The 26,435-nt window shown below is 48.2% G+C and carries 23 protein-coding genes; 14 read left to right on the top strand and 9 right to left on the bottom strand.

The features are described 5' to 3' along the window. Positions 1 to 281: 281 nt before the first annotated feature. On the bottom strand, positions 282 to 1,205 hold the full coding sequence (locus AN477_RS14685; protein ID WP_054969921.1) for a phosphotransferase family protein: 924 nt from the start codon (positions 1,203 to 1,205) through the stop codon (positions 282 to 284). A gap of 79 nt (positions 1,206 to 1,284) precedes the next feature. Here AN477_RS14685 and AN477_RS14680 point away from each other — a divergent pair, with 79 nt between their 5' ends. The 3 genes from AN477_RS14680 to AN477_RS14670 all read left to right on the top strand — a co-directional run bounded on the left by AN477_RS14680 (position 1,285) and on the right by AN477_RS14670 (position 4,359). Beyond that, the gene (locus tag AN477_RS14680) at positions 1,285 to 2,331 is read left to right on the top strand and encodes a Cj0069 family protein (RefSeq protein ID WP_211266017.1); all 1,047 of its coding nucleotides are present in this window, start codon (positions 1,285 to 1,287) and stop codon (positions 2,329 to 2,331) included. A 181-nt stretch (positions 2,332 to 2,512) separates the two neighbouring features. After that, positions 2,513 to 2,758 (top strand): hypothetical protein, encoded by a 246-nt coding sequence (locus AN477_RS14675; RefSeq protein ID WP_054969919.1) that lies wholly within the window; start codon positions 2,513 to 2,515, stop codon positions 2,756 to 2,758. Between the two features lie 368 nt (positions 2,759 to 3,126). Further along, the gene (locus AN477_RS14670; RefSeq protein WP_211266016.1) at positions 3,127 to 4,359 is read left to right on the top strand and encodes an MFS transporter; all 1,233 of its coding nucleotides are present in this window, start codon (positions 3,127 to 3,129) and stop codon (positions 4,357 to 4,359) included. A 174-nt stretch (positions 4,360 to 4,533) separates the two neighbouring features. On the opposite strand, the gene AN477_RS14665 is transcribed toward AN477_RS14670, so the two are convergent. The 4 genes from AN477_RS14665 to AN477_RS14650 form a co-directional block, all read right to left on the bottom strand. Further along, on the bottom strand, positions 4,534 to 5,736 hold the full coding sequence (locus AN477_RS14665; RefSeq protein WP_054969917.1) for an IS110 family RNA-guided transposase: 1,203 nt from the start codon (positions 5,734 to 5,736) through the stop codon (positions 4,534 to 4,536). A 500-nt stretch (positions 5,737 to 6,236) separates the two neighbouring features. Then, positions 6,237 to 9,455, bottom strand: a complete 3,219-nt coding sequence (locus AN477_RS14660) for a DEAD/DEAH box helicase (protein WP_054969916.1) — start codon at positions 9,453 to 9,455, stop codon at positions 6,237 to 6,239. Between the two features lie 127 nt (positions 9,456 to 9,582). Further along, a complete protein-coding gene (locus AN477_RS14655; RefSeq protein WP_054969922.1) occupies positions 9,583 to 12,027 on the bottom strand; it encodes a DEAD/DEAH box helicase family protein in 2,445 nt (814 codons plus the stop codon). Then, positions 12,017 to 12,346 carry a nucleoside triphosphate pyrophosphohydrolase gene (locus tag AN477_RS14650; RefSeq protein ID WP_054969915.1) on the bottom strand — a complete coding sequence of 110 codons (330 nt, stop codon included), beginning with the start codon at positions 12,344 to 12,346 and terminating at the stop codon, positions 12,017 to 12,019. The genes AN477_RS14655 and AN477_RS14650 overlap by 11 nt, the downstream gene beginning before the upstream one ends. Before the next feature lie 231 nt (positions 12,347 to 12,577). On the opposite strand from AN477_RS14650, the gene AN477_RS14645 reads away from it, so the two are divergent. From AN477_RS14645 to yczE, 4 genes are all read left to right on the top strand, one after another. Continuing rightward, positions 12,578 to 13,357 carry a DUF429 domain-containing protein gene (locus tag AN477_RS14645; protein WP_054969914.1) on the top strand — a complete coding sequence of 260 codons (780 nt, stop codon included), beginning with the start codon at positions 12,578 to 12,580 and terminating at the stop codon, positions 13,355 to 13,357. Positions 13,358 to 13,523: 166 nt separating this feature from the next. Beyond that, positions 13,524 to 13,661 carry a gamma-glutamylcyclotransferase family protein gene (locus AN477_RS24585; RefSeq protein WP_157061989.1) on the top strand — a complete coding sequence of 46 codons (138 nt, stop codon included), beginning with the start codon at positions 13,524 to 13,526 and terminating at the stop codon, positions 13,659 to 13,661. Between the two features lie 138 nt (positions 13,662 to 13,799). Further along, positions 13,800 to 14,162, top strand: coding sequence for a YciI family protein (locus AN477_RS14640; protein ID WP_054969913.1), 363 nt, complete (start codon positions 13,800 to 13,802; stop codon positions 14,160 to 14,162). Between the two features lie 134 nt (positions 14,163 to 14,296). Continuing rightward, positions 14,297 to 14,980 carry a membrane protein YczE gene (gene yczE / locus AN477_RS14635; protein WP_054969912.1) on the top strand — a complete coding sequence of 228 codons (684 nt, stop codon included), beginning with the start codon at positions 14,297 to 14,299 and terminating at the stop codon, positions 14,978 to 14,980. Here yczE and AN477_RS25500 read toward each other — a convergent pair. Beyond that, positions 14,866 to 15,192 carry a chloride channel protein gene (locus AN477_RS25500; protein ID WP_281176351.1) on the bottom strand — a complete coding sequence of 109 codons (327 nt, stop codon included), beginning with the start codon at positions 15,190 to 15,192 and terminating at the stop codon, positions 14,866 to 14,868. The two genes, yczE and AN477_RS25500, sit on opposite strands and share 115 nt — an antisense overlap. 178 nt (positions 15,193 to 15,370) lie before the next feature. On the opposite strand from AN477_RS25500, the gene AN477_RS14630 reads away from it, so the two are divergent. From AN477_RS14630 to AN477_RS14605, 6 genes are all read left to right on the top strand, one after another. Further along, complete coding sequence (locus AN477_RS14630; protein ID WP_054969911.1) at positions 15,371 to 16,870, top strand: amino acid permease; 1,500 nt, start codon at positions 15,371 to 15,373, stop codon at positions 16,868 to 16,870. Between the two features lie 174 nt (positions 16,871 to 17,044). Beyond that, a complete protein-coding gene (locus AN477_RS14625; protein ID WP_054969910.1) occupies positions 17,045 to 18,226 on the top strand; it encodes an LppP/LprE family lipoprotein in 1,182 nt (393 codons plus the stop codon). Between the two features lie 131 nt (positions 18,227 to 18,357). Continuing rightward, complete coding sequence (locus tag AN477_RS14620) at positions 18,358 to 18,900, top strand: RNA polymerase sigma factor (protein WP_054969909.1); 543 nt, start codon at positions 18,358 to 18,360, stop codon at positions 18,898 to 18,900. Next, positions 18,884 to 20,050 (top strand): LppP/LprE family lipoprotein, encoded by a 1,167-nt coding sequence (locus AN477_RS14615; protein WP_054969908.1) that lies wholly within the window; start codon positions 18,884 to 18,886, stop codon positions 20,048 to 20,050. The genes AN477_RS14620 and AN477_RS14615 overlap by 17 nt, the downstream gene beginning before the upstream one ends. Positions 20,051 to 20,338: 288 nt before the next feature. After that, a complete protein-coding gene (locus tag AN477_RS14610) occupies positions 20,339 to 21,034 on the top strand; it encodes a response regulator transcription factor (RefSeq protein WP_054969907.1) in 696 nt (231 codons plus the stop codon). Then, complete coding sequence (locus AN477_RS14605; protein WP_054969906.1) at positions 21,012 to 22,505, top strand: sensor histidine kinase; 1,494 nt, start codon at positions 21,012 to 21,014, stop codon at positions 22,503 to 22,505. Before AN477_RS14610 ends, AN477_RS14605 begins: the two co-directional genes overlap by 23 nt. Before the next feature lie 152 nt (positions 22,506 to 22,657). Here AN477_RS14605 and AN477_RS14600 read toward each other — a convergent pair whose 3' ends face one another. The 3 genes from AN477_RS14600 to AN477_RS14590 form a co-directional block, all read right to left on the bottom strand. Continuing rightward, a complete protein-coding gene (locus tag AN477_RS14600; protein ID WP_054969905.1) occupies positions 22,658 to 23,860 on the bottom strand; it encodes a hypothetical protein in 1,203 nt (400 codons plus the stop codon). Then, complete coding sequence (locus AN477_RS14595; RefSeq protein ID WP_054969904.1) at positions 23,844 to 24,365, bottom strand: RNA polymerase sigma factor; 522 nt, start codon at positions 24,363 to 24,365, stop codon at positions 23,844 to 23,846. The genes AN477_RS14600 and AN477_RS14595 overlap by 17 nt, the downstream gene beginning before the upstream one ends. A 383-nt stretch (positions 24,366 to 24,748) precedes the next feature. Then, positions 24,749 to 25,495: a SurA N-terminal domain-containing protein gene (locus AN477_RS14590; RefSeq protein ID WP_054969903.1), complete on the bottom strand. Its 747-nt coding sequence runs from the start codon at positions 25,493 to 25,495 to the stop codon at positions 24,749 to 24,751. Positions 25,496 to 25,975: 480 nt separating this feature from the next. On the opposite strand from AN477_RS14590, the gene AN477_RS14585 reads away from it, so the two are divergent. Continuing rightward, a partial coding sequence (locus tag AN477_RS14585; protein WP_157061954.1) for a DUF4372 domain-containing protein occupies positions 25,976 to 26,435 on the top strand: 460 nt, incomplete at its 3' end.

The raw sequence follows: 26,435 nt of genomic DNA, 5'->3' as shown, positions 1-26,435 counted from the left end.
AACCAGTCTAGACTTCATATTAGCGCCTCCTACATGAGTTCTTTAGGGCAATGACCCGGCACACACTCATCGTAGCGAGGCTCTATTATTTCTACAAACCCTATTCACTAACGTATACAGGAATGTTCTTGGGCAGGTTAACTACCTAAGCCGGCAATCTTAAGAACCTGTAATGAAATAAAGCCACACGGAAGATTACGTGACTTCCGTGTGGCTTTCGTAAGGGGAGGTGCATGTGGGACAGTAGCGCTTATGTCTGCTCTATTTTCTCCGTTAGCGTCCTACAGTTGTTCCAATAAATCCTTCAGATCTGCTTCGGATTCCGCTCTAGATTTCATCTGATAAGCAATTGCCATCATATCAGATATCACCATCACAACTTTCCACGTGCCTATGAAGCCGGTGTCGACAGCTTTCTCTTCAGTGTAACCCGAAAGAACTGCTTCCCTGTCTTCGGGTAGATTCCACCGCCATAAATCCCATGCAGGATGACTCACATACGCGTCACCAAAGTCGATGAGTCCCGTGAAAATTCCTGTGGAGGGGTTGACGAATGTATGTGTTGGACCCGGATTTGAGTGTAAGGCTACACGCTCATTTGACTCTGGCAAAGCTGCGAGGGACTTCTCTACCACATGTTCAGGTGTATATGGCAGTACCCACTCAATGTTCTTTTCCTTAATGCGTTCAATGAGTTCCTCAAATGATTCTTCAAAACGACGCCTAACATCGATAAAACTCTTGTCACCTGGGAATTGTGCGCTTGCGATAAATGGTTCTTGATGAATTGAATGAATGCGCCCGAGCGTTTGCCCAAGTTTAAAGAGCGTCTCTTTGCGCGCAGCGCCTTCCAGCGTGGTGTTAACGATTGCAATACCGGGCATCCGTGTCATGACGGTATATTCAATGGTGCCTTCGCGTCCATAGCCAAGCACTTTAGGTACGCTGAGTCGCTCGTCCGAGTCCAATTGGTTGAGGAAGAAAGCTTCCTTTTCCAAACTTGTACGAGGACGCAACTGCTGCGGGCGTTGAACCTTCAAAATAACATTGTCATCTACAGCGTATGTACGCGCTTCCCCACCGGATTCATCGACACCTGTGACTGCTTTGGCGTCAGGTACATGTTTGCGTACTATCTCAAGGACAACCTCATCGCTGTGAATCGGGTCGGGTGCATCGGGTTGAAGATAAACGTCTTTTGCCACTGATGTGTCCTCCTATCTGTTCTACAATAAGAGTTAAAGAAACTTACCCAATATCCTGCACGATAAAGGAGTCATGGTGATGGACAGACAGCCGCGCGTGGCAATTCTGTGGCACGGGGATCGTGAAACACGCAACAACGCTACTGGTGAAAATCATAGGCTTAATAAGGTTTTCGAGGAATTCAAAAAACATGGTGTTCTCGCAGAACCTGCAGTCTATAACGATGCATTTGTTGAGGAAGTAAGGCATCAATTGAATGAAGTTGATGGTGTACTTGTCTGGGTAAATCCCATTCAAGATGGAATGAACCGGACGGTTTTGGATGACATGCTCAGAGATGTTGCCTCACAAGGCGTTTTTGTCAGCACTCATCCAGATGTGATTCTAAAACTGGGCACGAAAGAAGTTCTGTTTCAGACTCGTGAAATGGAATGGGGCGGGGACGTACATCTTTATAAAAACATTGCGGAACTCCGTGAGCATCTGCCTTCACGACTCGCCAATGGTGCAACACGGGTCTTAAAGCAAAATCGCGGGAACGGTGGAAACGGTGTTTGGCGGGTGGAACTGGTTGAGGGAACGCATGAAGATGATGCTGTGGTACGTGTTCTCCACGCACTTCGACATAGCACAGAGAAACAGATGTCGATCAGCGAATTTATGAATGAATATGAAATGTATTTCGATGGTTCAGGACAACTGATTGACCAACCGTTTCACAGTCCCGTTCCTGATGGAATGGTTCGGTGCTACATGTCACATGACAAGGTGGTCGGATTCGGACACCAATATGTCACCGCTTTACTCCGACCAGAGCCTGGGTCAGAACCCCTAGAGCCACAACCGAGGATTTATCACCCGAATACAAAACCAGAGTTTCAGAAACTAAAAGCCAAGATGGAGACCGAGTGGATTGCAAAGTTGCAACGTGTACTCGACATTGATACACATGCTCTGCCAGTCATTTGGGACGCAGACTTTCTTTATGGATCGAAGACGGAATCTGGTGAAAATACATATGTTTTATGCGAAGTTAATGTCAGTTCCGTGTATCCATTTCCGGAGTCCGCGCTTCCTAAGTTGGTGGAGACAGCTCTCGACTGTATCAGACATCATCGGCAGTGACGTAATACTGAAGTCCTCCTAGTTGAGGGCTTCTTATTTGACAATGGGCGCAATGGGGCGGGTCTTGAACCACGGTTATCGCGATCTTTTGCATGAAAATGCAGTTCGGCTTCCTGGGTGTTATTGAACACTTGGGCAGTAGAGATACAGAACACGGGTTAATGTGGAGGGGGGAAAGTCCGTGCCTAAAAGACTACTTCCGACGACGATCCCAGTCGTTCTAAATGCAGTTATGATTATTGCGTATGTCTGGTTTGTGGTGGATGTAATTAGAGGGCATATGTATCATCCAGACGCCAATTACAACTATGCACTCGTAAATGCAATGTCCCTTGTATGGCTGGCAGTCGGTGTATTGGCTCATTGCAATAGCATTGCAATCAATAAATTCAACGAGTATCTGGAGAACAAAAGCCAGAGTGAATAATAACGGCTTCTTCGGGTAATGGGGTAAGAACTGAATAGGCGGCAGCCACGTTTCTTGCATGAATATTCGTTCTCGTTGTCGACACTGTAGCGTCGCTCTTGGGCAGTTTAGCACAAAAGGAAGCTGAATATATATTGCACTACGGATACATAGACAACAAAAAGCTGCTCTCTATGAGGTATAGAGAGCAGCTTTTTATAATTCGAACATACGTTCGTTTTATGGAGCAGTTAAATCAAAAGTGTGTTACCTCGATTTTCATATTATTAGTTTAAATCAGAGAAAATTATAAGTCTATACTTGACATTTTGTGTGTTATATGATAATGGAACCTGCGCAGGCAACAATGAGGGAGGGTCATGCGAGTGATGGATAAATTCAAGCTGCTACATCCTTTTAAAGTTTCTCGTTCGTTCTCTGCATTGTGGAGTGGACAATTCTTGTCTGGATTTGGTGATCAGGTGTTCAGTGTTATTTTGCCGATGGTAGTGTACTCACTAACTGGTTCAGTTCTGGCTATGAGTCTACTCGTGACGCTTAAGACAGTCCCTCAAATTATACTTCAGCCGTTTACAGGAGTTTTGGTCGACCGACTTCCCCGAGTATCCATGATGCTAATATCGGATTCGATGCGACTTATTCTACTCGTGCTATTAGGTATCCTTGGACTACTCCATCATCTTTCGATTTTTGTATTAGATGTTACGGTATTTGTGTATGGAGTAATGTCCGTCTTGTTTCGCCCTGCCTATATGGCATTAAGAAAACAAATATTCACACCAGAAATCAGAAATCCTGCAATTTCATTGACGCAAATCGGCTCACAGGTGACCAGCTCGGTCGGACCATCAGTTGGAGGTCTAATTATGACCTTTGCATCATCCGCTATAGGTTTTGTGTTTGATGCGGTTACTTTTGCCTTTTCAATCGGCAGCCTAGTATTCATTAGAAGTACCGATTTGAATCTAAAGACTAACCCGAAAAAGTCCAAGCAAAATACATTCACCAGAGATTTGATTGCAGGGTATAGAGAGACAGTTAGGCATCCTTGGGTTTGGGTTGGGATATTATCGTGGACATTTATTATTATTTCGTATAGTGGTATCATTCCGATTCTCTTGCCTTGGTTAATCAAAATTCATTTTAAATATCCAGACTACACATACGGTCTGCTAGTATCTATGTCCGGAGTTGGCGCGATCCTTGCAGGAATTGTGGCAGGTTCAGTACGTACGTGGAGGCACAGAGGTATTATTGCATACGGAGCAGTTGCCATTGAAGGTTTAGCTCTATTCGTCATGTCTTTTATGCATTGGTTACCTGGATTGATGCTTATGATGGCTTTAAGTGCGGCAGGCAGCATGCTATTTGGAATCATACACGAGGGCATTTTGCAAGAGTTGATTCCTGATGAATTCTTTGGACGGGTCATTAGCCTTGAGGTGTTTTCCGCAGCCATTGCGCAACCCATTGGATATTTATTAACTGGCTTACTATTTCGAAGCATCGGTGGCATTCTAACAATGTCGGCTGAAGCAGCCACCATGTTTTTGGTTGTGATAGTGACATTGTGCCTACCCTCGATAAGGAACTTCCAATAAAGAGTCAGTCTCTCATGAAATGTGGTAGATATTTTATTGCGCTAAACCAGCTAATAGCTTGTCAACATTTCCAGTGAAATTAGTTGCTGCGCAATGTTAAATTGAAAATGAGCATGACAAAGAACCGTCCATGTGATCATGGAAGGTTTTTCTTTAGCACAGCAATTGTGGCAGTTATACCAAGTCTACAAAGGGTTCCTGGCTCTTCAGCACTGCACAAATCCAGTGCAACAGCTTGTTAATGCATGCGACAAGGGCGACCTTGTGCGCCTTGCCTTCTTCTCGCTTGGCTTTGTAGAACGTCTGTAGTCTCTGGCTTCCGGTTTTCCGTAGGCTACATAGGACTGCCAGATACAAAGCATGACGTAGCCGACTTGAGCCACGTTTGGTGATTCTGTTAATGGTGGCGGTAAACTTGCCTGACGAATGGACGCTCGGGTCCACACCGGCAAATGCCACAAGCTTCTTTGGGTGATTAAACCGTTCTATCTCTCCGATTTCAGCAATAATCGTGGCTGCGATTGTTTCACCGATTCCGGGGATAGATTGGATAATCTGACATTCTTCAATCTCTTTGGCGAGGGCATCTATCTGGTTTTCGAGGTCGGATAGATGCTCTTTGTATTCCAGGATCATCTGGATGTACATTTTCAGGCTGAACAAGTGACTTGACAGCAACACCGTACGAAACGGACTACGGTTTGCTGCCTGGATAATGTCCTGTGCCTTCTGTGCCGCCCAGCGCTCCGAACGACTCTTACATAGCGCTTTTATCTTTTCGGCTAGCTCTGCTTCTGACACTTCAAACACCGCCTCTGGAGTTGGGAAAGCCAGAAGCGTCTTCAAAGACACCTGTGAAAATAAATCTCCGAAAACGCCACGGTACTCAGGAAAAACAAGGTCCAACACGGCATGAAACTGCAGCTTAGTTTGAATAAACAGGCTGGTGACCGCATCACGCTGTCTGGTTAAACTCCGCAAATCCAAGAGGTGCATCCCACGCTTACGCAGTGGCTCAAACTCTTCCTTGTAAAAGAGCTCACAGAGACGATAGGCGTCAATGGCATCGGTTTTTACTTTGCGCAGACTGGATTTCTTGGCTTGGTGTGAGATGAGCGGGTTTACCACAATATAGACGTAGCCGTGCTCTTCAAGGAACCTTACCACTGGGACATGATAGTGTCCGGTTGATTCCAAGATCACAGTTGGCTTTACACATGCCAGGGCTTCAACACCCTCCAAAACCTCATGAAACTTGGCAAAACCATCGGTGGTATGGACGATGCTGAAGTGCCTACCCTGGGGTTTCCCTTTATCAAGAAACACCTGACCTTCTGTTTCTCCCTTGGCAACATCCAGACCGACTACAGGATTCATTAACTTACTCCCTTTCACATGTACTTGCCGGAAGACCCCTATCCATCTTGCAGTACCATAGCTTCGCTTGTGATACGAGATCGATGTCCCAACCAGCCTCAATCATGCTTCTGCAAGTAGGGGGCGGACAGTTTAGCGCACGGGGTTCATGGACCCACGGGGGCGGACGTCCGACCCGGCTACCGCAGTAAACCTCTATAGTAAAATGAGGTCAACCAGTAATAACTGGCTGACCTCATAATACGAATGGGGGCGTTAGTCCCAGATCAAACCATGCAAAATATAACTGGCGTGCCATCACTTGGTGCGCCAGTTTCTCACGAATTAGACTGCGATTTGGTTGCTGTTTAGAGTGTGAAATCGTCTACGATTTGACCCGGTGTTTCGGGTTTTGCACCTCTGAAGCGGAACCCGTTGGGTCAACCCATGGCACCCCCTTCCACAACAGTGACTAATATTCTGTAGGGGTTAATCGCTTGCGCGACGGTGGTCGTATCTTTTTACACGACAAGCAGTGTATTAATTTCATTAAATACCCCGGCTGGAACTGGGCGATGCAGCCGCCAGGTCACATTGATTGGGCGCGACCCCGTATGCGACACGTATTCAGCTGTCCCTAGATACAAGTAAGGCAGGGTGCCAGCGGAATCTCCCTTGTACTCCCGAACAAATAATGCCACCCGACTGCCGTTCTCTTTATGGTGGATATAGCGTTGGCCCGTCGGAGAGTCCGCAGGGGTTGTGCTCTGAGATTGCCAATGAAATAGAATATCGTTGATGAAGTAGTCTTGGTACATCGTTGTAGGAGAGTAGTCCTTCTCCGATTTGTTTAGGGTAATGAAGAAAACATCTAAGTTCTTCTCCGCGAGATATTTAACACCCTCGCGCATGGCCGGTTTTTTATCTTCCGTGTAATAATTCAGAGCAGCGAGCACTTGGTCTCTGGAGTACGAACAGTGTAAGTCAAGGACGTTGTCAAAGCCTAAGTCGACCGGTTCATCAACGAAGTCGATGTGGCTGAGATTGTATCGTAGGATGTCACAGATTTCTGTGCAAAGCTCCGGGCACTTCTGGATTGCTTCTAAACTGTCAGACAGTGACACGAACCCCCGGTCATTAAGAGGTTTTTGCCAAACCGTGTAGTGAAACATAAGGAGCATTTGGTGGTCTAGGAATGATAATTCGTCCAGGTCTACTTGGTGTGTCGTTCCGGGCATACTTGGCCTATGACCCATTGCTAACTCACCCCCGTTACGGGATCCCTCTAAAACATCCAATAACAACTGGATCCAACGGCGCGAGTTGATGGCACTGATACGCAAAAGGGATTTTGTGATGGTCATTTCGTGGTCATCCGAGCTTGTGAAGTCGGGAATTACCCCGGCCAGGTTTAACAAGCGTGAGAAGCTGACTGGCGAGTTTCCTCGGTATAGATCGCGAAGTGAAAGATGGTAATGATCGATAAAGTTCCTGAGTGTCAGCGCCTGCCCCGAGTCTTCCTCAAAAGTTTTGATGCGAGCAATAAGTGAGCGTTTTGTGTTCATGCCCTGTCCAATATTTCTTAGAACGTACTCACGGGCTTGTTTCTCCAATTGAATAAAGCAGCCTCGTGGCACGTTTTGGAAACCTTGCTTAACCTCGTCTTGAACCGACCCTCGGGATCGTGCAAGGAGTGCACCAAACTTGTCTTCAAACCGATAATTTTTATGGGATTGGCCGATAAAGTCTAAGACAGTTAGGCACTCTTTTCCCTCAATTGTTCTTAAGCCACGTCCCAGTTGTTGGAGAAATACAGTGAGACTTTCTGTAGGACGTAGGAACAAGATGGTATTTACTTCTGGGATGTCTACACCTTCATTGTAGAGGTCGACAACAAAGATGAACCGTAGCTGTCCACTCGCCAGTTCTCGTTTCGCTGATGTTCGGTCATCAGCAGGAGACTTTGCATGCAAGGCCCGAGATGGAACCCCATTTTGATTCATAAAGCTGGCCATAAACTCGGCATGCTCCACAGAGACACAAAAGCCAAGTCCAATCACCTTAGAGAGATCGCTTACGTAACGCCGGAGTGATTGTATGATGAGTTCTGCTCGGTGCCTGTTGCCCGTGTAGAGGTTACTTAACTCATTGAGGTCATAACCACCGCGGCGCCAATGCAGTTGACTCAAGTCGGCGCTATCACTCACACCGAAGTACTGAAAGGGTGCAAGTAACTCTCTGTCAATCGCTTCGGGTAAGCGAATCTCAGCGGCTATTCGATGGTCAAAGTAGTCTGTCACATCTTTACCATCCAAGCGCTCAGGTGTTGCAGTTAGCCCCAGTAAAATAGATGGTTGATAGTGGTCTAGAAGTTTTTGATAAGATGCAGCAGCTGCATGATGGAACTCGTCGACGACAATGAAGTCGAAGTAGTCCGGGGAGGTTTCAGACGCTAGATTACGTGAGTTAAACGTCTGAATGGAGATAAATAAATGATCTAATCTGCTGGGCTCATGTCCTCCAACAAAGAGCTCACCAAAGTTTTCGTCGCGGAGCACGGTTCGAAAGCAGTCGATACTCTGCTTTAGGATTTCCTCTCGATGGGCCACAAACAGCAGTCGATTGGGGCGAGTGCGATTTTGCTCACGGAACCGCTTATAGTCGAACGCCGAGATCACCGTCTTGCCCGTCCCGGTTGCGGCGACGACCAGGTTTCTGTAGTGTCCATGTACTACTCGTTCCGCTTCGAGCCTCTCAAGGATCTCTCTCTGGAAGCCGTATGGTTTAATGTCGAAGGAAAAGTGTGCTGTGTCACCTGACTGGTAGCGCTCAGAGTTCAGCGCCCTCACCAGCATTGGACGTTCACTTTGCTCGTACGGTGTGAATTCGTAGTCGTTCCAGTAGCCCTCGAATGTGGCCGCCACCTTCTGGTACGTATGTGGCAGGTCTTGTTTGGTCACTTTCACATTCCATTCCATCCCCGTAGACAATGCTGCATTTGACACATTGGACGATCCGATGTATGCGGTTGAAAATCCCGTTTCTCTGTGAAATACATAGGCCTTTGCATGTAGGCGGGTGCGGTTGGTGTCGTAAGATACACGAATATGGGTATTGGGGAGGGCTCTCAGTTCGTCGATGGCCTTGATATCGGTTGCACCCATGTAGGATGTCGTAATGATGCGCAACTCCCGTGTTTGCGTGAACTCTCGTAACTCGTCCATCATGAGGCGAAGACCACTCCACTTGATGAACGAGACCAGCATATCAACTCGGTCGCTAGTCAGGATCTCTCGTTTCAGCTCGTTAATCATACTCGGTTCATGTTTTGCCCCAGTAAACAAAGAGCTTTGTGAGATAGACGTCGTCGGCCTTAGTGCAGATGTCTCGGATTTACGGGCAACGGCGCGCACTGTGTTACGCTTATCTAGCAGCGCCAAGAGTAGTTCGGCTTCTGAGGTGACGGAGTAATCTTCTAAAAAGGGTTCTCCGGTCTCAGCAGACAACAGTTGTATGAGGCGGTTACAGATTTCGACTCTGCGGTGAAGTGCGTCATCCGACTGGACAACTTCTAGAGCCGACCTCATCACATTTCCCATGTATTGAGCTAGCACACCAACTGACTCGGCGATGTCCATGCGCTGGCTATCAATAAAGAAGTCGTTGTCTTCACTTAATAGCTCAAGATCTCTTCTTATAAGTTTGTTGACAACCTGTTCATAGAACCCGGACTTCAGCATACAGCCTTGGACACCTCCGTTAAACTATGAGCTTCCATAATGACACGACAATGACACGACCAGTTGCAGATTAAGAGGGGCACCACCTCTGATTAAAACGGGGAAGCGATCACGGAGATTACCCGCCTTACCCGCCTCGCTTCTTGTTAAAGAAATGCCAGTGCAGTCGGTATTCGCAGGCTTCCTGTGTCCATTGATGTAGATATCGTAACTCCTCGGCTGACCCCTCGATCAATATCCTGAAGTGTCCTTGCTTTAAGGCTGTCCAGTTTCCACTGCCACTCCATCTCGTCATTGGATTTCTGCGAATAAGAGATGCAACAGCTTTTTCTTTATACTCCCACAACGCTTGAGATGATTCATCCGAAAAATCGATTCTTCGGCGGTAGTCTTTTTCCATGAGGTATCGATGAAAGAATGGAGCCACCTGTTCTGGAGTTATTGGCTGGGTCCAGACGAGTGGTCCACGATTTAACATGGCTTGCAGCAGTACCATCTTGTAGCTCTTTGTCATATCAGTTCGCTCGACCTCTTCAATCCATCCTATATACTTCTGAAAAACATCTGTTTCTTCATCCGTTAAATCCCCAGCCCACTCCAAGAACCCTACATAAGACTTAAACTCCTGCTTCACGACCTTGCTGTCAATACCACTGTTAAGATGGAATTCCAGATACGTTGGGCGTCGGCCCAAATCCCTCTTTAAGTTTTTGTATGCGTTGAGCAGGTTTTCTCTGCGGGGACTCCGTTTGCGGTTCAACTCTTTTAGAAGGTCGATGACCCTTACATCAAGGTTGATTGAACATGAATCGGGTACGATCGGCATGGTCCATCTTTGTTCTGAGAGTGAAGCTGCCTCGACACTAGAATCAAAGACCTTTAGTTTGTTGTCTGCATGGCGGTAGTTTCCAATTAAATCGATGATTGTACAGTGCATTTTCTCTGCATATAGCCGCAGTCCTCTTCCAATTTGCTGCGTAAAGACGGTCAGTGACTCTGTGGGACGGACAAACAGCAGAGTGTCCACGGATGGGATGTCTACACCCTCGTTAAATAGGTCCACAGTGAATATAGCGTCAATGGTCCCTGCAGCTAGTTGCTCAACAGCCTCCACACGAGATATGGCCACGGTCTCGGAATGGAGGCTTACACATGAAACCCCTTGGGACTCAAAGAAGTCACGTAGGAAGTCTGCTTGTCGGATCGACGAACAGAACGCCAACGTCCTCGATTGTTTGTGTCTGCTCCATGCTGCGAATATGCTCTCAGCGTGCTCTTTGTGCAGTTGCATTTCCTCAAGTTCAGCTTCATCATAACGAGTGCCTAGCCATCGAATCCGGGAATAATCGATATCGTCATACACCCCGAAGTACTGAAAAGGAGAGAGCCACCCTCGTTGAATCGCTTCGATGAAATGAATCTGGTATGCGACATTACCGTCGCAGAGACTGTAGATATCCTTCTGATCAGCCCGATCCGGTGTAGCGGTCAGACCCAACAGAAACCTGGGACGAAAATGTCCGAGTAACTTCTGATAGGACGGAGCGGCCGCATGATGGAACTCATCGATGACAATAAGGTCAAATTCATCTGGCCGAAACCGGGAGCGATGCCGATGTGTTGCAAGAGTGAATATGGAGGCAAAGGTGCTCTTCGCATTGAGCGTCTTCTCAGATCCGTTGTAAAGACCGACAGACCTGTCTGGCATTACACTTCGAAATGTATTCATAGCCTGGCGCAGGATCTCTTCGCGGTGAGCCACAAACAAAACCCTCTGAAACTGTTCAGCAAAAAATGCGGCCAAATATGTTTTGCCGAGGCCGGTGGCCATGACAACAAGTGCTCTGTCATAGCCCTCACCCATGGTTTGTCTCAGCGCATCCAAGGCATCAACTTGTGCATAGCGCGGCGTGAAATAGGTGTAAGATGTACTTGATTCGTTGGCGAACTCGGGCAAGGTTGAATTCAGAGGCGGGGTATGAACTGGCAGCGTCAAGTCGATCTCCTCGCGCTCAGTCCATTTACGGGCCGTTTGAGGATTTGCCAAGACGAATTTTTGCTGGCGTTGGGTGTATTCGGCAATCGTCTCTGCATTGATGGGGACTGTATTATCTGCATAGAACGCTCGACTGAACTCTTCTATCGCAAGTTGATATGTTTCGTCAGAAAAAGTTGAGTTCATCGCCAAATTCCATTCAAAGCCAGAAGTCAGCGCCGACCTGGATAGGTTAGACGAACCAACAACGAGTTTTCCAACACCCGATGAGACTTCGATGATGTACGCCTTCGGATGAAACGAGATCCCACGACTCAGCCATAGACGAGCCTCGATGTTGCCGTCCAGGTATGTCAACTGCTCGAGGGCTTCTGCCTGAGAGACATAGAGGTAATCCCCGACGAGAATCTTCACCTCTGCACCGCGGTTGAGTGCCTGCTGCAGGTGGGGAAGAAGCAGTAAAATTCCAGATTTCATCGCAAACGACACGATGACGTTCACGCTGGATGCCTGCTCTAACCAGTGAATCAATTCCTGCCCTAAGTGACTTGTGATTAACTTGATGTCACGACTCATCATTAACCTCGATGAGGAAGATCCTCCGTCCAAATCCTCCGCGTTCTCTTGCCTTTTTAGCTTGTATCGATAGCGTCTCTTCGAACGTAGACCCGTGCAATTTAGCCAGTGCAGAGACAACCTCCAGGATGTCAGCAAGTTCCTCAAGTGCTTGCTCGTCCGACCCTTCGGTGAGGTATTCCTGCACTTCCTCGGAAAGTTTGGTTCGAAGCGCCGCTCTGAAGTTGTCCTCGGAGAGGATAGAGGTCATGGCTTCCTTGCCAGAGTTGCGAATGATATCTGGAATTAGATCGCGGACAAGTTTGTTGTATGTTGGCATGGGGTTCACTCTTTTCAGATAACAATAGAAAGAACACAATCGTGTTAAAATATTCCTGTTTAGCAAAAGTGTACATCAATATTCACTCAGCGTGAACTACCTTTGGGGCTGCGTTCTCGACCTGTCTTATAAAACAAGACGATTTGATTTATAACCTGCGCTGGAAAGTGGTGAACTGCAATTTACTTCATCGGTATCGACCTTGCCTTCTCACCAAAAAACAACTCCGGCGTGACCATCATCGAGGGGACAAGCAGTGGTGATTGGGCGGGGGCGCGGTACATCGGATCGCGTCTGTGTAAATCCGATGAGGACATCGCTCAGTTCATCGGACCCTATCTCGTGCCGGGCCAGACTGTCGTCGCCGTTGATGCGCCCCTTGTCGTGCCAAATCAAACAGGCATGCGACCCTGCGAACGCTATGTGGCCAAAGCGTACGGTGGGAGACAGTGCGCCGCATATCCAGGACATCAGGGAAACATGGCAGGGACGCGGGGACCAGGTTTGTTATCCTATCTTGAGTCGAGGGGTGTTCGAGTCTGGGCCGGGGCACAGATGCCAAAGGAGCATGACGCAGTACATTTCTTCGAAACTTATCCCCATGCGGCACATCTGGCCATGTTCGACCTGCCCACAGTTTGGAAATACAAGAAGAAGTCTGGCCGAAGCTGGGAGTTGTGTCGCAATGAACTGGTCGAGTATTGGCGACGACTGTGGCAACTGTTCCCGGATGTGTGCCGACAGATACTTGGACTTTCTGATGCCGATCCGCTTGCCGCAAGGCTTGTCCCTTGGACACCTGCCATTTTAGAAGCGAATGTAACACCGAGTGTCATTGGGCGGGGATATAAGGAGTTTGAGGACCTGACGGACGGTCTGTTCTGCGCGTACATCGCTGGTCACATTTATCAGGGCAAGCCTGCTCTGTTGTTTAGTCCGGATAGCGCTGGACTACCGGACTTGTCCAGATATCAGGAAGGACAAGACTTCATTTTAGTGCCGTCTGTTTAACGCGAATTTATGAACGGCTTGCCATACAACCGGTTAATGGCCTGTGTTCTCACACTGGTCCGGCAAAATCCATACGTCTGGAGAGATAGCGAGGGACAGCGGATCGGCGGGCTTCTAATGGACTTACCGCAACCGTAACAACAACTGCAGATGGGATGGTGGCCACGTGAATCAGATGAACGTGTTTGTATATGGGACGCTGCGAAAACATGACAGTAACCATGGACTGCTGGCGGCCGCTGAGCCTGTGGCCATGCAGTGCAGAGTGCCGGAATCCATGTCCTCTATTGTTGCTATGATCTGAATTTTGTGATTTGATTTGAAGATGTGTCGATTTCGACGTACCCCATTCGTCGACTCATATAGGAGCATTCATCCACCACTTGGGTATAGGGATGAGAATGGCTCTATAACGCCAGCAAGTATGGAGGAGGAGTTACGAATGAGATTCATGATGATTGTGAAGGCATCAACGCATTCAGAAGCAGGGACGATGCCGAGGGAACAGTTTGAGCAGATGATGGCCGCGATGAAGAAATACAATGACGAACTGAGAAAAGCGGGTGTCCTGGTGGCAGTCGGTGGACTCCATCCAAGTTCGAACGGCATTCGCATTTCGTACCCTGTGCCCGGAGGACCGCCGGTGGTTACAGACGGCCCTTTCACTGAGGTCAAGGAATTGATTGGTGGATACTGGTTCATCGATGTGAAGTCTCGCGAGGAAGCCATCGAGTGGGCGATGCGTGCGCCAGATCCGCATGGCCTTGGAGAAGGACAGATTGAGCTTCGTCAGGTAGCCGAATAGACAAAGGGAACCTCGCGGGGAAGTCGAACGGGGGCAGAATGGGTGACCGCAGCTGATACCCATCGTACAATCGAAGCCGTCTGGCGGATTGAGTCCACATCACGCGATTTGCACTGCATGTTAGGAGGCTTCTCATGTTCCTGTTTTTAACGCCACTCGTTCGGGCGTTGGTACCGCCGAGCGCACGAAATCGGCTTGTGTTGCGCATGACTCAACTGCTGGTAGGGCTTGTACTCTATGGCGTCAGCGATTCGTTCCTGGTTCTGGCGCATCTTGGCATCGATCCCTGGGATGTCTTCCAACAGGGACTCGCTCTGCACACGGGAATACCGATTGGCACATGGGCAATTCTCGTCGGAATTGCGGTCCTCGCCCTCTGGATCCCGTTACGACAACGTCCAGGGCTCGGCACGATACTAAATGTGGTCGTGGTCGGTGGCGTGATGGACCTCGTCCTCTCACACGTGGCGCCTCCGACAGCGCTTGCGGCACGGATTATCCTACTGGTTTTGGGTGTGGGTATTAACGGTTTAGCAACCGGCTTGTACATTGGAGCAGGCCTGGGTCCTGGGCCGAGAGACGGACTGATGGTCGGTCTGGCGGCTCGCGGACTGTCCATTCGGCTTGTCCGCACATCCATTGAAGTGACAGTACTTGTCGCAGGCTGGTTTCTAGGCGGGAATGTAGGCTTTGGAACACTCCTCTATGCCCTCTCGATAGGGCCCTTAGCACAGATTTTCATCCCACGCTTCACCGTGCGGGCATGCCAAGATGCCAAATCCGCAACAACACCGGCGTCTTCGGGTTGCTCTGAATAGACAGGCGATTTCAGGCTTCTTTCTTGTGCCTGTATCGGCTCAACTTGCGCAGTAATCCGTAAGACGCTGATATAACTTCCGAACAGTTCCATGCCCATCACGATCGCGGAAATCGGCGTATTGGAGGCTGATGCAACGACCGCCATCATGCCGACAGCGGCACCGAGAACAGGGTTAATCCCTAATAAAAGGCCTGTGATGAGTCCTCCCATGCGGTACAGGAAATACGAAAAACTGAAATGTGTCATCTCTGTGGCAAGATCCAAGTGTGGAATATATTACGTCGAAAAAAGTCCGATTTTGTATTGCACAATATCGTCAACGTGACTATTCTATAAAACGTAGTTAATGTTATTCACTATTTTGTATAAAAATAAGGGATGATTACAGATGGGACAAGCAGCAAAAGACTTACTTCAGACGTCATCCAGTGAGAACAAAGACGGCTCAGGCAGCTCAGGTAAACTTAGACGGGACTTGAAGTCCCGACATCTATCCATGATCGCGATTGGCGGCGCAATTGGCACCGGGCTGTTTGTGGCCAGCGGATCGACCATTAGCTCAGCTGGCGCTGGCGGCTCACTCATTGCCTACATCATCGTCGGACTCATGGTTTATTTTGTGATGACGGGCTTGGGAGAAATGGCGACGTTGTTGCCGGTGTCGGGATCGTTTGAAACTTACGCAACTCGATTTATTGACCCAGCGCTTGGCTTCGCCTTTGGATGGAATTATTGGTTTTCGTGGGCGACAGTCATTCCCGCAGAACTGTCAGCGGGCGCACTGGTCATGAAGTACTGGTTTCCAAATACACCTGCCATTCTGTGGAGTGCAATCTTCCTTGTTATTTTGTTTTTACTCAACGTTTTTTCCGTCAAGGGTTACGGTGAAGGCGAGTACTGGTTCGCTGGAATCAAAGTGGCCACGATTATCATCTTCCTGATTGTCGGTGTGGCGATGATTTTTGGTGTGTTCACGGGGCACCCGACAGGATTTCATAACTTTAACCTTGGCGGCTCATCCATTCATGGCGGATTCACAGCGGTGTTTGGCACCGTGTTGATTGCAGGATATGCTTTTCAGGGCACTGAAGTCGTCGGCCTCGCTGCTGGTGAGAGTGAGGATCCGGCCAAGAACGTGCCGAAGGCAATCCGACAGATCTTCTGGAGAATTTTACTGTTCTACGTATTGGCTATCTTTGTGATTGGGATGCTGATACCGTACACCGATCCAAACTTGTTAAAGTCAAACGTAAACAATATCGCCGTCAGTCCGTTTACCCTGGTCTTCCAACGCGCGGGACTAGCTGCGGCAGCTGCTGTCATGAACGCAGTGATTTTAACGGCTGTCCTATCTGCTGGAAATTCTTCGATTTATGTTTCAACACGGATGTTGTGGGCCCTTGCAAATGGTGGCAAAGCACCGCGCTTTTTGGCCAAGGTCAACCGCAAAGGCGTTCCAACGTACGCTCTGTATGTCAATATCGCGATTGGATTTGCAGCATTCTTGTCGTCCCTGTTTGGGAACAGTGTGGTGTACAACTGGCTTTTAAACTGTGCGGCGTTAACTGGATTTATCGCGTGGTTTGGTATTGCTATCAGCCACTATCGGTTCCGTAAAGCCTACGTTGCACAAGGACGCGACCTAAGCAAGTTGCCTTACAAGGCGAAGTGGTATCCGTTCGGCCCGATTTTGGCCATCGTATTGTGTCTGATTGTCATCTTTGGACAAGACTACACAGCCTTTACCGGGGGCAAGATTGATTGGGCAGGTCTGACGGCCATGTATATCGGCATTCCGCTGTTTATTGTACTGTGGCTTGGTTATAAGTTTGCGAAGAAGACAAAAGTCGTGCCACTTCAAGAATGCAATTTTGAAATGGACGAATAGGATACGTTTGTGACTGGGAAAGCCGTTCTCCTCGTGGGAACGGCTTTTTTACATCGGTCGTCCCGTAAACGGCTTTGGCGTTTGCCTATTTATAAAGAAACTTTTGATGTTGATGAAACTCCAACCGGTGTTTGTTCGTCAGTTCAGTCGCAAGCAAACACGAGGAGGTTTATCATGAACAAGCACTTTGCTTTCATACCCATTACAGGACTGGTTTTGTTGACTTTAGCGGGATGTGGCACGGTTCCAAATGCAACTGGAACGACGACTGGAACTGCTGCTCATCAATTTACCAATTCTGCAACAGGCACATCTGGGGCTAACGCTGCGACCCATTCAATGGGCGCGACAAACAATACAGCTTCAAGTACAGGTTATACCGGTGCTGGTAATTCCGTGATTGGGAATACGGCTGCAGGCAGTACTGCCGCCTCTAATACTGCGACCGGTAATACCGCTGCAGGCAGTACGGTAAACAACGCCTCGACGGATAGCACAACAACTCCACAACAGGAGGATGCGAGTGTGATTGCCTTGATTAAGGACAAGGGTTACGTGGTTGATGAAACAACGCCGAATGCGGATGTGAAAACCGCGTCTGGTGATACTTTGACTGCGTGGATCGCAACTGCTGCACAATCACAGGATGGTTACAATCACCTCGTGTTCTTCTTTCTCAATGGTCAATATATAGGAACCGACACGGCGAAACCAAGCTTAGAAATCACAAGTGCTGTACCTGCTGGAAATGGCATTGCTGTGACGTACCCTGTCTACACGAGCAATGATTCTTTTGCCGACCCAACCGGAAGGCCTGTCACGATTACGTACACTTGGAATGGCTCAAAGTTGGTTCCGAACAAGCCATATCCAACGCAATTCCAAGCAAGCGGTTCAACAAGTCAAGGTCAAAACACGATTACAACGACCTCCTATTCCACTTTCGCTGAAGCAGCAAATCAGATTGCGAGTATTCAAGGAGCGAACGGGGTCGGCGCAGGCAGTCCAACGGTGAACTTAGGGAATGGCATCATCGCGAAAGAAAGTGCGGCCACGGGTCAGGCAAGATATGTGTGGCAAGAGGGGAACTGGACGATTCAGGTCCGTTTTTATACCAGGAATTCTAACGCTGCTGTGAAACAGGTTGCAGAAAACATGGTTACCTATCTGCACACGCACTTGCTGCCTACCCCGAACAGCCGCGGAGTGATTGTGGTTGAAAGCACGAACCAAAGTACAACAAGTTTTCAGCCAAAGACAACAATTGCTTGGCAAGAAGGTACAAAGGTTAGCGAACTGCAGCAGACAGGCAATCCGACTCAAGCGCTGCAAACGGTCGTTAACCATAAACAATAAACAATAAACAATAAAAGCTATACCAGGCCTCACTCCATGTGGGTTGAAACTTTTTATCGAACTGTTCGTCTACCCCTGAGTGACTACCTAAAAGGAACCCATTAGTTTACGAGTGAGGTGAGTACATCCAAATGCGTTCTAAAGGATCGCCAAACGAAGACATTGAAACATGGTTCGAATTATATGCGGATGAAATTTATAGATTTGCTCGCTACTCAGCGCCAAAATCCGTTGATCCGAAAGATGTTGTTCAGGAAGTGTTTCTACGTGCATACCGCTCATGGAACAGTTTTCGGGATGATTCAAGTCCAAGGACATGGCTGTTTACGATCGCGAGAAATTACATCTACGATTTGTTACGAAAGAAACGAGTTGAGATGAACTATCTGGAAAGACACAAACCGGATCTGAGTGATGTGTCTGTACCACTCGATACATTGATTGAACTTGAAGAGGTATTGACGGAGCTGACCCCAGATAAACGCCAGGTATTTGTCTTAAGAGGTATTCAGGATTTATCCATTGAAGAGACTGCACAAATTCTCGACTGGACACCAGCCAAAGTGAAAACAACGTTTTATCGGGCTGTACATGAATTGCGGAACTTATTAGGAGAATCTCAGCCAATGATGATTCGGATGAAAGAAGGTGAAGGTAATGGAGACCAACGATGAGACCACTCAGAAATTTTCCGTTCTCAACGACGTAAAGCTCAGTACTGAAGATAGAGCTGACATTTTGCAAGCATTGCGGGCGGAGATGAATCGAAAGAAACCAGCGAGGAAAGTCAATCGGGGTGCAATTTCTGGATTTGCTGCAGCGGCCGCAGCCGTCGTCATTATCGCAGGTGGATTTGGTTTTGCAATGCATAAACACCTGTCAGCTTCCAACGGGTTGACAACGGCATCGAATCACACACTAACGAATAGCACAAACCCAACACAGTTGAAAGGCAATACAAATAATGCGACCTCCAATAATGCGAGCTCCGATTTCGCAAATGAGATGGCTGTCATTCAGAGCAAGGGTTATTCTGTGACTGCTCAAAAACCTAATGCATCTGTTCAGACGAGTTCAGGTGATACACTTACCGCCTGGATTGGTACGGCTACGCAATCGCAGGATGGTTACAATCAACTCGTGTTCTTCTTTCTGAACGGTCAATATTTAGGTACCGATACGGCGAAACCAAGCTTACAAATCACAAGTGCTGTGCCTGCTGGAAATGGCATTGCTGTGACGTACCCTGTCTACCTGAGCAATGATTCTCTTGCCAGCCCAACCGGTACGCCTGTCACGATTACGTACACGTGGAATGGCTCAAAGCTGGTTCCGAACAAACCGTATCCAAAGCAATTCCAAGCAGGCGGTTCCACAAGTCAAGGTCAAAACTCGATTACAACGACATCCTATTCAACCTCCGCTCAAGCGGCAAATCAGATTGCGAGTATTCAAGGATCGAATGGGGTCGGCGCAGGCAGCCCAACGGTGAACTTAGGGAATGGCATTATCGCGCAGGAAAGTGCAGCCATGGGTCAGGCAAGATATGTGTGGCAGGAAGGGAATTGGACGATTCAGGTCCGTTTTTACACCATCAATTCGAACACTGCGGTGAAACAGGTTGCGCAAAGCGTGGTTGCCTATCTGCACACGCACATGCTACCCGTCCCGAACAGCCATGGCGTGATTGTGATTGAAAGCACCAATCCCAACACAACAAGCTTTCAGCCAAAGACCACAATCGCCTGGCAAGAAGGTACAAAGGTTAACGAACTGCAGCAAACAGGAAATCCGATTCAGGCGTTGCAAATTGTAGCTCCTTAATCATTCGTACACCAGTCGTATATACCAGTCGTAAATCATTCGTTCGTACACCAGTCGTATACCGTCTGTATACCATTCGTTCGTACACCACTAGTAAATCATTCGTAAAACAAATCGCTATGACCCGCCCTAATCTGGATGGTGACCCAGGGGCGGGTTATTTGTTGCACCTACTTCTTCAGAAATTTTTAAGATTTTTCCTGCCTTGGATTTAAGAGACTTCTTGTACACTTGGATGTATCCAGTCATGCCGGCGGATTTGGAATGCGTTTAACAAGAGGTGATTTTGTGGAGTCACAATGTGTCCTGGTGGTGGATGATGACAAGGAGATTCGCGACGCGATAGAGATTTACCTCCGAAATGAAGGTCTTCAGGTCATACACGCACATGATGGTCTCGAGGCGATTGAGGTGCTGCGCGGTCACACCATACACCTGATCATTCTTGATATCATGATGCCAAACTTGGACGGCATCAAAGCAACGTTTCAAATTCGTAAAAAGATGAACATCCCCATCATCTTGCTTAGTGCCAAAAGTGAAGACACAGACAAGATACTCGGGCTGCAGATTGGTGCGGATGACTACGTGACGAAACCATTTAATCCGCTCGAACTGATTGCCCGTGTCAAATCACAGCTGCGGCGCTACGTTACACTCGGTACGTTCGAAGGAAACGACAAAGTGGTCAAACTCCGTGAATTGGTTCTCGATCCCGTTGCCCGAGAAGTCACGGTCAGTGGTGAACCTGTCCACTTTACACCGATGGAGTATAAGATCTTTGAATTGCTCATTACAAACGCTGGGCGGGTATTCTCGATTCAGGAGATTTATGAACGGGTGTGGAAAGAGCCGTACTATGATACCTCCGACAACACGGTGGCCGTGCACGTGCGAAAGATTCGGGAGAAAATCGAGATCGATCCGAAGAATCCACGATACTTAAAGGTGGTGTGGGGCGTTGGATATAAGATGGAAAAATAACACGAAACTGATTGGCTGGCTGTTGCTCTTCACGTTCGGTCTCGGTGGCGTGCATCCGTTGATTCTAAACGGCTATTACGGGTACCCAAGCCTCATGTACGTCTACATCTCGTGCGGGATTGCGGCCCTCACGGCTTGCGCCTTTACCGTGAAGAAAGTAGAAGTCTTCGAAACGCTTCGGGACGGACCCTGGCAGGAATGGTACAATCGCGTTCCGTTCGACATTCGCGCTTTCGCAGCATTCATTTTTCTGATGATGAGCCTGGTTAAGATTGGAGAGATTGCGCCAGGTGCCCCGTTCAATGGTGTCTACTTTGCCCAATCGCTGGTTGTGACGACGATTTTGGTCACACTCACACTTGTTCAGGTCTTGTTCATGGCTGACGTTCTGCGTGATAAAGATGCACGCACGTTGGCCTGGCAAGAAAGCATCCTCCATCGCTTTGCATCCGCATTTCGCGAATCGTTCTTTTTTCGACATACTGGCTTCCAGTTATTTTGGACACTGCTTGTCTTCTTTGCATCCGGTTTTGGCCTGATGGTTGTCTTTTTGTATCACGGCGCGGTGGTTCTATATGTGCCGCTGCTCCTGATTGTGACCGTCCCAACGCTGTATGCGGTTTCCAGAAAAACAGGCGATTTAAATCGAATGGCAGCGACAGCCTCTGAGATTGTCGAAGGCTATACGGTGCCTGACTTGCCGGTGAAGGGCAGATCTCCGCACGCCAAGCTGGCTGAGAGCATCAACAGGATGAAGCACGGCGTTGAATTGTCACAGGCAGCACAGGCGAAAAGTGAACGTTTCAAGACCGATCTCATTACAAACGTCAGCCACGACCTGCGCACGCCGCTGACATCCATCATCACGTACACGGAACTGCTGAAGAAACCGGATCTGAATGACGAGGATAAGGCGCAATATATCGAGGTCATCGATCAGAAATCCCAGCGCCTGAAGGCCCTGATCGACGATTTGTTTGAAGCGTCAAAGATGGCGAGCGGCAATGTAGAATTGAAGAAAGAACGTGTAGACATCGCGCAGTTGCTACAGCAGGCGTTGGCTGAGCGGGATGAGGCCGTCTCTGCATCTGAACTCGACTTCCGGATCACAAAGACCGCGGAACCGATATACTGCGTGGTTGACGGCCAAAAGATGTGGCGCGTGTTCGACAACCTCATTGGCAACATCCTGAAGTATTCACTCGAGCACACACGGGTTTACCTGTCCATCGAACAAGGTCCGGCGATGACGACACTGACCTTCAAGAACGTTTCCAGGTATGAGTTGAACGGAGATATCGACGAACTGTTTGAGCGCTTTAAGCGTGGAGACGAATCGCGGCATACAGAGGGTTCGGGTCTTGGGCTGGCGATTGCGAAATCCATTGTAGATCTCCACGACGGCTCACTCGATATTCATATCGACGGGGATTTGTTCAAAGCAGTCATAACACTGCCGAATGAGAGATGAGAGATGAGAGAGTTGTTGAATGTGCAGCGTGAAACAAGACCGCCTTCCTCATCACGAGGCTGACGGTCTTTTTCCTTTATATATAGTGATATATATATCGAGAACCTGCTTCGGTTGCCTTGCACCGCATGGTGTGGTCTGGCTGGTGAGTATCACTTACTCGCTTGCATCGCACTCACAATCTGATCAAGTTGGGCCTGCGGGATGTTTCCTGAAACTTGGATTTCCAAGCCATGATTGTAGTCGTTCCATGTCTTATTGGCGCTGTACATCGGGTGGCCTAGTCCCGCTTGGCCGGCATCTTGAAGAGGCGTTTCCATCACGTCAATCAGTTGGTTGCTGTTGTTTGCAAGATGATATTCGATGACGACGTCCTGAAAGCCGGAATGATCAGAGGTTTTTGTCAGGCCGCTTCCGATTGTATAGAGCTGCCACTGTGAAGACAACGAGTTTGGTAACATGAGCGGCTTAAACGTGATGTTGTTTACCGCAAGACTGTAGGTTTGTCCCGCATAGCGATAAGCAACATTGACTTGCGCCGGCTGCAGTTCCCCTTGCACAAGTGTCAACAAGGCATCCGTCGACAACTGCGTACTCGCGAACTCATATACCACGTTGTCTCGCACGAATCCGACGATATTGCTATTGTCGGCCGGCTGCGAAGAAGCAGGGTGAATATAGTACATTTGGCCATTGATCTGCTTTGTCGTCTGCCAAGAAACTGTCGTGTTATTGGCTCCCTCCGTGTAATCGGAGATGGAGTTACCGACGACTTCTGAGACTTGGACCTTGGCCTGACTCGTCGGATCGACATAGAGGGCGGAATATCTGTCTCCGCGGAAGAAGGTGGAGCTTGGGTCGCGATTAATGACGGATATCTCGGACGCCTTCGTCTGGTACCCTTTTGCCAGTGCCGCCGGTATCATCGGCTTTAGACTTGTCTTGATCCCGAAATATGAATACGGTGTCGGGGCATTACTGGCAGTGGCCCCACTCTGCGTGTTGTGCGTGCTCTGGGTGTTCTGTGTACCGGACGTCGTGTTTATACCTGACACGGTGCTTGGGCTGGAAGTTGCATTGGCGGTGGAAGAAGACGAACCACCTGCACCGGTTGTCATTTGTACATTTGACAAGTGATGCGACGGGAGATTGGTCAATACTATAGCCGCAACAGCGGCCCCAGAAAGAGCTACACCGACCGATTTGAGCGCAGTTATCCCTTTGCGGCTCTTTTGCGGTTTCACTGAAACGGTTTTTAAGTTGGACTTGATTTGTTCTGCGGACCACTCACTCATTTTGAATTTCGGTATCTCCTTCAGCTTTGATTGAATATCTTCCTCACCGGACCAGTCCATTGTAGTTTCCTCCTTGTAGGTGCTGTTGGATTTCACGAATGGCGCGAAAATAGGTGGTTTTCACCTTCGACTCGGACCAACCTAAGATTTGAGCTGTCGTGCTTACGGACAAATCTTCAATGCCTCGCAGAATCAAAACCTCCCGGTAACTCTGCTTCAAGGCAAACAGCGCCGCGCTCAGTCGCCGCTTTTCCTCATTGGATTGGACCTTATCTTCCACGGAGAGGTGGCTCTCAAGCGAATTCAACAGGTCGTTGTTACGAACTGTGTTTTCAATCGGCCGTTTCTTCTTCCGTATTGCATCCGTCGCTGTGTTTCTAGCGATGGAAAATAGCCATGCTTTGGGATTTTCTATCTCGCCATAATTGCGCAGCTTGATCCATGCTTTTGTAAACGTTTCTTGGACTAGATCTTCTACATCAATAGAAGACGTATAATAGACCAGATAATTGAACACGTCCTGGCCGTACGAGTCGAACCAGGTCTCAATCGTGTTCTCATGCATGCCACCAACCTCCCTTCAGCCGAATGACGAAATGGGTTTCAAAAAGGTTACACTTTTTGCACGCCTGATGCATTGCCAAAACATACAAGATGGATTGCCGAAATATACAAGAAGACCGCCTTCCTCATCACGAGGCCGACGGTCTTCTATCATAGTACATGGCATACCTACAAGGATTTTGAGAGAGATTTTTGAATAAGAGAGAGACTTTTCAAGAAGAGAGAGACTTTTCAAGTGGAGGGTTTTGTACCCCTAAGTTAATCCAATCCTCTTTCGGTGGTCCATAAATACCGAAATATTTCTGGTGGTCAGGGATGCTCAATCGGACGGCACAGAGTCAACCTCCATCTGGGGGCCAGCCACAGACAGAGGCTTATATTTTTCTATGGCGCTGCTGCCGTCTGCGGAGGGGTCTCCAAACTCGTCTTGATGCTGGCGTACGTTGAGTCATAGATGGTGACTTTATTCTTTTTTGCCAGGTTTGCTAACAGTGTAGCTTGTGGTGTGGCTTTGGACTGCATGATCTGTGACTTGATTTGACTCTTTACAGCACTTAATGGCTCGGGCGTTTTCTTGCCCTTTGGTATGAATGTTTGTTTGTTTTTGTTGTAGTAATCCTGAATTTCCTTTTCGGTCACCGTGATGCCCTGTTCGGACAATTTTTTCTCAAGGATGTTCACGGTCAGGATGTTGTCCAGACTACTCTGAGTCAGACCGTTTGATTGAAGGAATTGTTGAAACTGGGTACTGTTTGTAATGTGATACTGTGCCTCTAGGTTCTTTACGGCGTTGTTTAAATCCGTCTTGCTGGCGGAAATATGATGTGCCTTCGCTCCGTCCTTAATCAACTGGTTGTCTATCATCTGCTGCAACGTTTGCTTTCCAGAGAGGGTCTGCATTTGTTGTACAAAGTCTGATTGGTGAATCCTGTAGGCCCCCACCGACGCTACGAGCGGATCGTTCGGGTGTCCATGTCCAGCTACGCCCCAAGCGGCCCCAACAACCGCAGCTCCAACGAGAGTGCCTGCAAGGGCAGGCCAAACCCAGTGCGATGTCCGACGCTCTGAATGGTTCGGGTCATAGTCTTTGAGTTTGTGCTTCGCTTTTCGATTCGTACTCTGGCTTGACAATTGAATTCTCCTTTCTCGGTTCGCGTGGATGCTATGAAACAACACGGCGACGAGTCTATCAATCTGATGTTGACCAGACGTCCTGATAGTGTTGCGATTATGTGGATTGGGGTGGAAAAATGTGGATTGGTGTATCTCTGTTGGGGAATTCCAAGCAGGGGCTAAGTCGGTCATAGCCACTTAACCTTGCGATTTCTGCGAGTTAAGTCGGCCATAGCGACTTAGCCGCGCTGTTATTCGGAGCTAAGTCGGTGACAGCGACTTAATTTGTCCGAGTGGCAGTTGAACGCGGGGGCTAAGTCGGTCATAGCCACTAGCGTTGCATTAACTTTTTAGTGGTTTGTCAACGGGTACCCGTTGACAAATTAAATATTTTAAACCTTATGAAGATTCATGATTGTGTAACCCCTATACATATAAAGATTCCTTAGAATAGATGTACAGGTAGCCCTGTCCAAATCTAATCTAAGGAACCCAAGCATGAATAAGGGTATCATGAAATCCACTTTGGCGGAATACCTAGTTTCTCTAGATACGAAATTAATGTTGAAACAAATTCAGTTACTACACCTGGACAAGTACACGAAAAAGCTCGATTCTATCAAGCTCACTCAGCTACTGCTCTTTGCCCAGGTCAATCAGATTTCGTCACTAACATCACTCAGCCGTAAGTTGAACGAGACAAAGGAACTACAGTCGGAAATCGGAATTCAGTCCATCAGTGCATCACAGTTGTCACGAAAGCTGCGTCATTTGGAACAGGCATTTTTAGACTCTGTTCTTCAACATTGCATTGCGCAACTTGTTCGCAGAATTGGACTGAAAAAGGCCACGAAGCAATTAGGTCGCATTAACCTAGTCGACTCTTCCACCATAACGCTGTGTTTGTCCCAATACCCTTGGGCCCTGTATCTTCCGACCCATGCTGGTGTCAAATTAC

It is taken from the genome of Paenalicyclobacillus ferrooxydans (assembly GCF_001399675.1).
GTDB classification, from domain to species: Bacteria; Bacillota; Bacilli; order Alicyclobacillales; family Alicyclobacillaceae; genus Alicyclobacillus_B; species Alicyclobacillus_B ferrooxydans.
This window is presented reverse-complemented; position numbering and strand designations above follow the sequence as displayed.

Bases quoted from the DNA above. Each gene is read 5' to 3' on its own strand.
- AN477_RS14680 (WP_211266017.1), top strand. From the start codon at position 1,285: ATGGACAGACAGCCGCGCGTGGCAATTCTGTGGCACGGGGATCGTGAA.
- AN477_RS14670 (WP_211266016.1), top strand. From the start codon at position 3,127: ATGGATAAATTCAAGCTGCTACATCCTTTTAAAGTTTCTCGTTCGTTC.
- AN477_RS14665 (WP_054969917.1), bottom strand. From the start codon at position 5,736: ATGAATCCTGTAGTCGGTCTGGATGTTGCCAAGGGAGAAACAGAAGGT.
- AN477_RS14660 (WP_054969916.1), bottom strand. From the start codon at position 9,455: ATGCTGAAGTCCGGGTTCTATGAACAGGTTGTCAACAAACTTATAAGA.
- AN477_RS14655 (WP_054969922.1), bottom strand. From the start codon at position 12,027: ATGAGTCGTGACATCAAGTTAATCACAAGTCACTTAGGGCAGGAATTG.
- AN477_RS14650 (WP_054969915.1), bottom strand. From the start codon at position 12,346: ATGCCAACATACAACAAACTTGTCCGCGATCTAATTCCAGATATCATT.
- AN477_RS14640 (WP_054969913.1), top strand. From the start codon at position 13,800: ATGAGATTCATGATGATTGTGAAGGCATCAACGCATTCAGAAGCAGGG.
- yczE (WP_054969912.1), top strand. From the start codon at position 14,297: ATGTTCCTGTTTTTAACGCCACTCGTTCGGGCGTTGGTACCGCCGAGC.
- AN477_RS25500 (WP_281176351.1), bottom strand. From the start codon at position 15,192: ATGGGAGGACTCATCACAGGCCTTTTATTAGGGATTAACCCTGTTCTC.
- AN477_RS14630 (WP_054969911.1), top strand. From the start codon at position 15,371: ATGGGACAAGCAGCAAAAGACTTACTTCAGACGTCATCCAGTGAGAAC.
- AN477_RS14625 (WP_054969910.1), top strand. From the start codon at position 17,045: ATGAACAAGCACTTTGCTTTCATACCCATTACAGGACTGGTTTTGTTG.
- AN477_RS14620 (WP_054969909.1), top strand. From the start codon at position 18,358: ATGCGTTCTAAAGGATCGCCAAACGAAGACATTGAAACATGGTTCGAA.
- AN477_RS14615 (WP_054969908.1), top strand. From the start codon at position 18,884: ATGGAGACCAACGATGAGACCACTCAGAAATTTTCCGTTCTCAACGAC.
- AN477_RS14600 (WP_054969905.1), bottom strand. From the start codon at position 23,860: ATGGACTGGTCCGGTGAGGAAGATATTCAATCAAAGCTGAAGGAGATA.
- AN477_RS14595 (WP_054969904.1), bottom strand. From the start codon at position 24,365: ATGCATGAGAACACGATTGAGACCTGGTTCGACTCGTACGGCCAGGAC.